Origin of the sequence: uncultured Sphingomonas sp., from assembly GCF_902806265.1 — a bacterium.
Classification (GTDB): Bacteria; Pseudomonadota; Alphaproteobacteria; order Sphingomonadales; family Sphingomonadaceae; genus Sphingomicrobium.
In genome coordinates this window covers 1-7,499 of record NZ_CADCVZ010000042.1, presented here as the reverse complement: position 1 = coordinate 7,499, position 7,499 = coordinate 1, and the positions used below count along the sequence as shown (strand labels likewise).

The 7,499-nt window shown below is 67.8% G+C and carries 9 protein-coding genes and 1 pseudogene; 6 read left to right on the top strand and 4 right to left on the bottom strand.

The genetic code is table 11. The annotated features are described in order from the left end of the window. The 3 genes and pseudogenes from QZX62_RS08765 to QZX62_RS08755 all read left to right on the top strand — a co-directional run. Window positions 1-424 (top strand): annotated as a pseudogene (locus QZX62_RS08765) (hypothetical protein); the annotation flags it as partial. A 344-nt stretch (window positions 425-768) separates the two neighbouring features. Then, entirely contained in the window at window positions 769-1,560 is a 792-nt protein-coding gene (locus QZX62_RS08760; protein ID WP_294173714.1) for a DUF1499 domain-containing protein, read from the top strand. Continuing rightward, window positions 1,557-2,432, top strand: coding sequence for an S-methyl-5'-thioadenosine phosphorylase (locus tag QZX62_RS08755; RefSeq protein ID WP_294173713.1), 876 nt, complete (start codon window positions 1,557-1,559; stop codon window positions 2,430-2,432). The genes QZX62_RS08760 and QZX62_RS08755 overlap by 4 nt, the downstream gene beginning before the upstream one ends. On the opposite strand, the gene QZX62_RS08750 is transcribed toward QZX62_RS08755, so the two are convergent. The 4 genes from QZX62_RS08750 to msrB are packed head-to-tail and all read right to left on the bottom strand — an operon-like array spanning window position 2,423 to window position 5,203. Further along, window positions 2,423-3,079 (bottom strand): TIGR04283 family arsenosugar biosynthesis glycosyltransferase, encoded by a 657-nt coding sequence (locus QZX62_RS08750; RefSeq protein WP_294173712.1) that lies wholly within the window; start codon window positions 3,077-3,079, stop codon window positions 2,423-2,425. The genes QZX62_RS08755 and QZX62_RS08750 overlap by 10 nt on opposite strands. Window positions 3,080-3,096: 17 nt before the next feature. Beyond that, complete coding sequence (locus QZX62_RS08745) at window positions 3,097-4,101, bottom strand: radical SAM protein (RefSeq protein ID WP_294173711.1); 1,005 nt, start codon at window positions 4,099-4,101, stop codon at window positions 3,097-3,099. Then, a complete protein-coding gene (gene msrA / locus QZX62_RS08740) occupies window positions 4,098-4,724 on the bottom strand; it encodes a peptide-methionine (S)-S-oxide reductase MsrA (RefSeq protein WP_294173710.1) in 627 nt (208 codons plus the stop codon). Before msrA ends, QZX62_RS08745 begins: the two co-directional genes overlap by 4 nt. Next, a complete protein-coding gene (gene msrB / locus QZX62_RS08735; RefSeq protein WP_294173708.1) occupies window positions 4,721-5,203 on the bottom strand; it encodes a peptide-methionine (R)-S-oxide reductase MsrB in 483 nt (160 codons plus the stop codon). Before msrB ends, msrA begins: the two co-directional genes overlap by 4 nt. A 158-nt stretch (window positions 5,204-5,361) precedes the next feature. On the opposite strand from msrB, the gene QZX62_RS08730 reads away from it, so the two are divergent. From QZX62_RS08730 to QZX62_RS08720, 3 genes are all read left to right on the top strand, one after another. Further along, complete coding sequence (locus QZX62_RS08730; protein ID WP_294173707.1) at window positions 5,362-5,886, top strand: sigma-70 family RNA polymerase sigma factor; 525 nt, start codon at window positions 5,362-5,364, stop codon at window positions 5,884-5,886. Further along, window positions 5,883-6,569 carry an NrsF family protein gene (locus QZX62_RS08725; protein WP_294173706.1) on the top strand — a complete coding sequence of 229 codons (687 nt, stop codon included), beginning with the start codon at window positions 5,883-5,885 and terminating at the stop codon, window positions 6,567-6,569. Before QZX62_RS08730 ends, QZX62_RS08725 begins: the two co-directional genes overlap by 4 nt. Beyond that, window positions 6,566-7,499: TVP38/TMEM64 family protein (locus QZX62_RS08720; protein ID WP_294173704.1), on the top strand; the 934-nt coding region annotated here is incomplete at its 3' end. The genes QZX62_RS08725 and QZX62_RS08720, both read left to right, overlap by 4 nt.

Below are 7,499 nucleotides of genomic sequence, written 5' to 3'. Positions count from 1 at the left end.
AGACATGCCAGCCGGACTAGGCCTGCATCCTTACTTCATTCGGCGCCAGGCAGATACACTCGAGTTGAGGGCACTTCGCATGCTCATCAGCCGCCCTGACGGCATCCCGACTGCCGAGGTGCCGATCCTCTCCGGCGAGAAGCAGCTCTCTGAAGCTGAGGGCATGGACAACTTCTTGCTGGACGAGAGTGGCAATGCCAGTTTGCGCCTAGGTCGCGTGCGCTGCGAAATCGACGCACGTGGGGCTGAGGGCTTCCACGTGTACGTTCCTGCGGGCGAGAACTTCTTCTGCGTTGAGCCGGTGTCCCATCCGCCCAATGCCTTTGCCAGAGATCCCGAACGGTATGCACTCGCACCCAGCGCCACCCGACGCTTGCACATGCGATTGAGCGTGATCTCGGATGTTGAAGAGACAAGAGGTTGACGAGCCCAGGGGGGCACTTGGAGCTACAGGCGTCCTGAACCTTGATGCTTCGCGGTACGCTGATGGGTCCGGAGGAGGTCACTTCAGCCGCCGGCACTGGACCAAAGCATCTTCCGTAGGCAAAGTGCCGGAACGCGCCACTCGCTGCCTTTGGGTCGTGCTTGGGTCAGCCGCCGATACCGATACCTGAGGACAGTTAAGCTGTTGTGGTGCAACGCTTTTTCTCGAGCCTACCCTTGCCTTCGTAATGATGGGGTCGTGGGTTCGAGTCCCCCAAGCGGCACCACCGTCGTCAACTTCGCCGCAGCCGCCGGGCACCGCGGTGCGTAGAAGGAGGAGCAGACGTGGCCGAGGCAAGCAAGAAAGGTTTGTGGGGGCGGCGGCTGTCGTGGCTGGCGCTGGCGCTGAGCCTGGGCGGGATCGCTGCGGCGCTGGTGGCCGCGCTCGGCACGGGTGCAGGGTGGTGGACGTACCGCGCCGGCCTGGGCGTGCTGCGCTACGCCCTGTACGCCGCGGTGGCCGGGGGCGTGCTGGCGATCGTCGCCTGGATCGTTTCGCGGCGGAGCGGCGCTCGCACCGGATGGATCAACGCGCTGGCGCTGGTCGCGGCCGTGCTGTTCACCGGCTACCTTGGCAACCAGATCATGACCGCGCGCAGCGTGCCGGCGATCCATGATGCGGCAACCGACCTCGACGACCTGCCGCAGTTCAGCCGGCTGACGGCCCGCGCCGACAACCTGGAGAACATACCCGACGAGGACGATCCCAAGCTGGCGGCGCTGGATCCCGAGAGCCGCTGGAAGGCGCTTCACCGACGCGCCTATTCCGACCTTCGCCCGCTCCGCCTCGCCCTGCCCACGGCCGAGGTCGTGAGCCGGGCCGAGCAGCTGGCCCGCGAGCGCGGGTGGGAAGTCGCGAACGTCGATGGGCGCGCCGGGATCGTCGAAGCGACTGCGACCACCCTGTTCTTCCGCTTCAAGGACGATGTGGTGATCCGCGTCCGGCCCGACCCGGCACAGCCCGGTGGATCGATCGTGGACATGCGCTCAATCAGCAGGGTGGGCGGCAGCGACGTGGGGGTCAACGCGGCGCGAATCCGCGACTTCCTGCGCGATCTGCAAGCAAGCGCTGCATGAGCGGCTGGACGATCGGGGTCATCGGCGGGTCGGGGCTGTACGCGATCGACGAACTTACCGACGCACAATGGATCGAGGTCGAGACGCCTTGGGGCGCGCCGTCGGACCAGCTGCTGACCGGCCGCATCGGGCATGTGCGGTTCGTCTTCCTGCCTCGCCACGGCCGGGGCCATCGCCTGCCACCAAGCGAGGTCAACGCCCGCGCCAACATCGACGCCTTGAAGCGCGCCGGGTGCACGGACGTGGTCGCGATCTCGGCGGTGGGATCGCTGCGCGAGGAGCTGCCGCCCGGCCGCTTCGTGGTGGTAGACCAATTCGTCGATCGCACCGTCGCGCGGCCCAACAGCTTCTTCGGCCCCGGCATGGTCGCGCATGTGTCGATGGCCGACCCGACCTGCCCGCGGCTGTCGGCCCTGTGCGCCGACGCGGCGGAGGCCGCCGGCGCACCCGTGACCCGCGGCGGCACCTACTTGGCGATGGAGGGGCCGCAGTTCTCGTCACGCGCCGAAAGCCTGATGTACCGGCAGTGGGGCTGCGACGTGATCGGCATGACCGCCATGCCCGAGGCCAAGCTCGCGCGGGAAGCGGAGCTGCCCTACGCGTTGGTCGGCATGGTCACCGACTACGACTGCTGGCGCGGCAATGAGGAGTCGGTGGAGGTCGCGGCGGTGATCGCCCAGCTGATGGCCAACGCGGATTTGGGCCGGCGGCTGGTGGTGGAGCTGGCCCGCACCCTGCCGGTGGAACGCCCGCCGTCGCCGTTCGACACGGTGCTCGACTTCGCGCTGATCACCGCGCCCGAAGCGCGCGATCCGGCAATGCTGGGCAAGCTTGACGCGATCTGCGCGCGGGTGCTGGCGCGTCAGCCGTAGAGCCTTGCGATCCGCTCCGGCGAGACGCCAAGGGTATAAAGAGCCAAGCAGGCGAAGTTGCGCGCCGACCGCCGCAGCCAACCATCGCGCCGCCAGCGCTCCGCCGAGGTCGCCGCCGCCATGTCCAGCATTTGCAGCCGCCTCCGGCCAACGCGACGGACAAGGTCCACGTCCTCCATCAGCGGCAGCGCACGATAGCCACCTACCGCCTCGTACAGGGCGCGCGAGATGAGCAGCCCCTGGTCGCCGTAGGGCAGCCCGAGCACACGCACCCGCAGCGCCACGGCGCGCTCCAGCAGGCGGGCCTGCCAGGCGCCGTCGTTTAGCTGAAAGCGGAAGCAAGCTGCCATGTGGCTGCGCGCCGCGATATGCTGTGCGACCGCTTCGTGCCAGCCGCGGCCAAGCTTCGTGTCCGCGTGGAGGAAGAGCAGCCAATCGCCTGTGGCGGCCGCTGCTCCGGCCTGCAATTGCACGCCGCGGCCGCGCGGCGCCTGGACGACCCTTGCCCTGGCTCGCTCTGCTACTAGGATCGTGTCGTCAGTAGAGCCGCCGTCCGTCACGATGATCTCGTCAGCGCCGCTCAACTCCGCCAGGCATGACTCGAGTTCCGGCCCCGCGTTCAGCGCCGGGATGACTACCGACAGCACCGCTCAGGCCCTGCGGCTCAGGCCGAACAGCTGGCGCCCCCCAGCACGCAGAAGCGCGAGCAATGCGGGTGGTTGAGCATCACCGGGCGGCTCGCCTTGGCCAGGGTCTCGCCCATGGTGAATTCATCGTCATAGGGGATGAGGGTGCAGGCGGCGACCACGGGCCGCGCGGCGCCCTTGCGCTTCACCACCATGCGGCTGGACGCGCACATGATCGACGCTGGCGACACGCCGACGATGTCCCAGCATGCCTCGGTGATCTCCGGCGTGTCGGCGGTCGAGTCCATCTCGGGGAACAGGACCAAGGACGCGGGGTCCGCGGCATCGACCTTCAGCCCCTGAGTTGCGAACAGCCGCGCGTAGCCGGCGCGGGCGTCCTCCTCGTTCTCGCTCGCCAGCCGCCGGCCGGCGATCGCCAGCCGGAAGCCGTGATCGGACAGCCACCGGCAACCGGCGATCGCCTTGTCCCAGCTATTCGGACCACGTTCGGCCTCGTGCAGCGCCTGGCTGTAATGGTCCAGGCTGACCCGCATGGTCAGCCGCGCGCCCTTGGCCGCATACAGCGCCAGCAGCTGCTCCTCGAACCGCCGCATCGGACGCATGGCGTTGGTCAGGACCAGCACCTCAAACCCGCGCGTCAGCGCCGCAGCCATCATGCCGAGCATGTCCGGGTTCATGAACGGCTCGCCGCCCGTGAAACCGATCTCGCGCGTACCCAGAGCTAGCGCTTCGTCGAGATAGGCCTCGACCTCGGCCAGCGTGGGATAGACCAGCGCGTCGTTCCGCGGCGAGCTTTCGATATAGCAGGTCTTGCACGCGAGATTGCAGAGCGTTCCGGTATTAACCCACAGCGTCCGAAGGCCCTGCATGGCGACGTGCGCGCGCGGTTCGCCCTTGGCGGTCAGCAGCGGGTCGCGGAACTTGGCCGAGTCCAAAGGCCGCGCACCCGACACGGCGAACGGCGAGGGCGCAGGTTCGGCAGCGTTCGCCTGAAGTCGTTCAGACCGGATCGCAAGCGTCACTTGCCGCCCCATAGCTCAGCCAGCCGCGCATCCCGACCGCAATTACCGCGGTAGAAGCGATAGCGGACCGGGTTCTTCTTGTAATAGTCTTGGTGGTAGCCCTCGGCCGGGTAGAAGGTCGCGGCCGGCAGGACCAGCGTCGCCGCCGGCTTCTTCAGCACCGCGGCGGCGCGCGCCTTGACCGCTTCGGCCGTGCGGCGCTGCTCGGGATTGGCGACGAAGAAGGCGGAGCGATAGCCGTAGCCGCGGTCGCAGAAGCTGCCGCCGGCGTCGAGCGGATCGATCGTTCGCATGAATCGTGCGGCAAGGACTGTGTAGTTGGTCCTGGCCGGATCGTAGACCACGCGCACCGCCTCGATATGCCCGGTGCCGCCGGCGGACACCTGCTCGTAGGTCGGGTTGCGCAGCTTGCCGCCGGTGTAGCCGGAGGTAGTCGAGAGCACCCCCGGCATCTTGTCGAAATCGGCCTCCGTGCACCAGAAGCACCCGCCCGCGAACACCGCCGCCGCTCTCTGAGTTGACGCTTGCGCAGACCCAGGCGCCGCGGTCTCCGCGGTCGCGTCGCAGCCCAGCAGCAGGGCGGCGCCAAGCAGCGGCGCGATGCGGATGGGGCTTGTCCTCACGCGACGTTGAAGACCAGCGCCGCGCCGTTCATGCAATAACGCTTGCCGGTCGGCGCCGGGCCATCGTCGAACACATGGCCGAGATGGCCGCCGCAGCGCCTGCAATGCACCTCGGTGCGGGCGAACATCGCAAAGCCGTCGGGGCGGGTGCGAATGGCACCGGAAATCGGTGCGGTGAAGCTCGGCCAGCCGGTGCCGCTCTCAAACTTGGCCTCCGAACGGTAGACCGGCAGGCGGCAGCCCGCGCAGGCGTAGGTCCCGCGCCGGTGCTCGGCGTTGAGGTGGCTCGACCGCGGCCGCTCGGTCTTCTCCTCGCGCAGCACGGCGTATCGCTCGGGTGGCAGGATCTTGCGCCATTCCGCCGGGGTCTTGGTAACCTCGAAGGTCTCGGCCGGGCGCTTGGCCGAAGCTTGGCCGCACCCGGTCAGCAGCGTGCCGATCGCCGCCGTCGCGCTGCCGAGAAAGAACCGCTTCGTCATATCCTGTTTCATGCTTCCACGACCTTATCGACCTGTCACTGTTTCGGTCATCCATGCTTTCAGGTTACATCGCCGCTCGCCTGGAGGTTGGTCTGGCAAAGCATGGGAACCCGCCGCCGGATCTCAAGGCGGCCGACGGCGGCGATTGGGGCGCCTTGTTGGCTGCCGCCCAGGCCGGCGACGCCGACGCGTATCGCCGTTTTCTAAGTGCGGCGCTGCCGTTCATACGTGCGCTCGCTCGCCGGCGCTGCGGCTCCGAGGAGGAAGCGGAGGACGTCGTACAAGACGTACTCCTGACCGTCCATCGCATCCGGCACACCTATGAACCCGGGCGCCCGGTCAAGCCGTGGCTGACCGCGATCACCGTCCGCCGGGCGATCGACGCCACCCGCAAGCGCAGCCGTATTCGGACGCGGGAAACATTCGACGAGCACGCTTATGAAACCTTCGCCGACCCACAGGCGAACCGGGAGGTGGGCAGTGACGCGCCGCGCGTACTGGCCGGGATGACGGCGGACCTTTCGCGCGGGCAGAAGGAAGCGATCGATTTGGTCAAGGTTCAAGAGATGTCGTTGGCCGAAGCCTCCGCAGTGTCCGGGCAGACGATCGCCTCGCTCAAGGTCAACATCCATCGCGCGATCAAGAAGATGCGGCTCAACCTTTCGAGAAAGCCGTCCGAATGACCCGCTTGCCGGACGCCATGCTGATCGACGCGCTGGCGGCGGACACGCGGCCCGTCAGACCGCTCGCTCCACCGTTGAAGCGCGCGGCTGCGACGCTTGCGGCCGTCGCTCTGGTCGGGGCGGCGGCGGTTCTGGCGGCAGCGAACCTGCGCGAGTTCCGCAGCCTGCATGCCGGGCGGGAGGTCTTGCTCGCGCTTGAGATGGCGGCGGCGCTCGCTACCGGAGTTCTCGCGATTACCGCCGCGTTCTTCGCTTCGGTACCTGGTCGGTCGCGCCGCTGTTCCCTCGCGCCCTTGCCGTTCTTGGCGGCTTGGCTGCTGCTAAGCGGTGTCGGCTGCTACCGCGAACTGGTTGCCGGTGGCGCTGGGACTGGCTCGTTCTCCGGGCATCCCGAAGGCAACAGCCAGCATTGCGTCCTGTTCATCCTGGGGGTGAGCGCGCTACTCGCCCCACCGATCATATGGCGTCTCGGGCGCGCGGCACCGCTCGAACCGCTGTCAGTGGCGCTCCTTGGCGGCCTGGGCATAGCGGCGCTCAGCGCATTCCTGTTGCAATTCTTCCATCCCTTCACCGTGACGTTCCTCGACCTTGGCATGCACCTCATCGCCGTCCTGCTGGTGATCGGGGTCGCGGGGGTGTTGAACCGGCGCACGCTCGTGGGCAGCCAGAAAGCTCCCAAGTGACGAAAGGTCTTGCTGGCCGGATCGGCCTCCTCGCGCTGGTGCTCGCCGGTGTGGCCGCGTTCTTTCTTCTGGACCTCGGCTCCTACCTCACGCTCGATAGCTTGAAGGCGCGCCAAGCCGACCTTGCCGCCTCGCTGGACGCGCGGCCGCTGCTGGTGATCGGCGGCTTCTTCCTCATCTATGTCGCGACCACCGCCCTGTCGCTGCCTGGCGCGACGATCCTGACGCTCGCCGCGGGTGCGATCTTCGGATTGTGGCTGGGTACGCTGATCGTTTCCTTCGCATCGGCGATCGGCGCCAGCCTGGCCTTTCTGTCCGCCCGCTACCTGCTGCGCGACTGGGTCGAAGCACGGTTTGGGCGGCGCTCGGCGGCGATCGACCGCGGTATCGAGGCGGACGGCGCCTTCTACCTGCTGACCCTGCGCCTGATCCCCGCCTTTCCCTTCTTCCTCGTCAACTTGGCCATGGGGCTGACCGCGATGCGGCTGCCCACCTTCTACTTCGTCAGCCAGATCGGCATGCTCCTAGGCACGCTGGTGTTCGTCAACGCGGGCACGCAGCTCGCCCGGATCGAGAGCACGAGCGACATCCTGTCCCCCGCGCTGATCGGCTCGTTCATCCTGCTGGGACTGTTCCCGCTGCTGACCAAGTGGGTGCTGGGGCTGGTCAAGCGCCGCCGGATCTATCACGGGTGGAAGCGGCCGCAGCGGTTCGAGCGCAACCTCCTGGTGATCGGCGCCGGAGCGGGCGGCCTGGTCACCGCCTACATCGCTGCCACGGTGCGGGCCAAGGTCACGCTGGTGGAAGCCGACAAGATGGGCGGCGACTGCCTCAACCGCGGCTGCGTGCCCTCCAAAGCGCTGATCCGCAGCGCCCGGGCAGCGCACGACATGCGGAGCGCGGGCGACTTCGGGATCGCTTCGGCCGAGC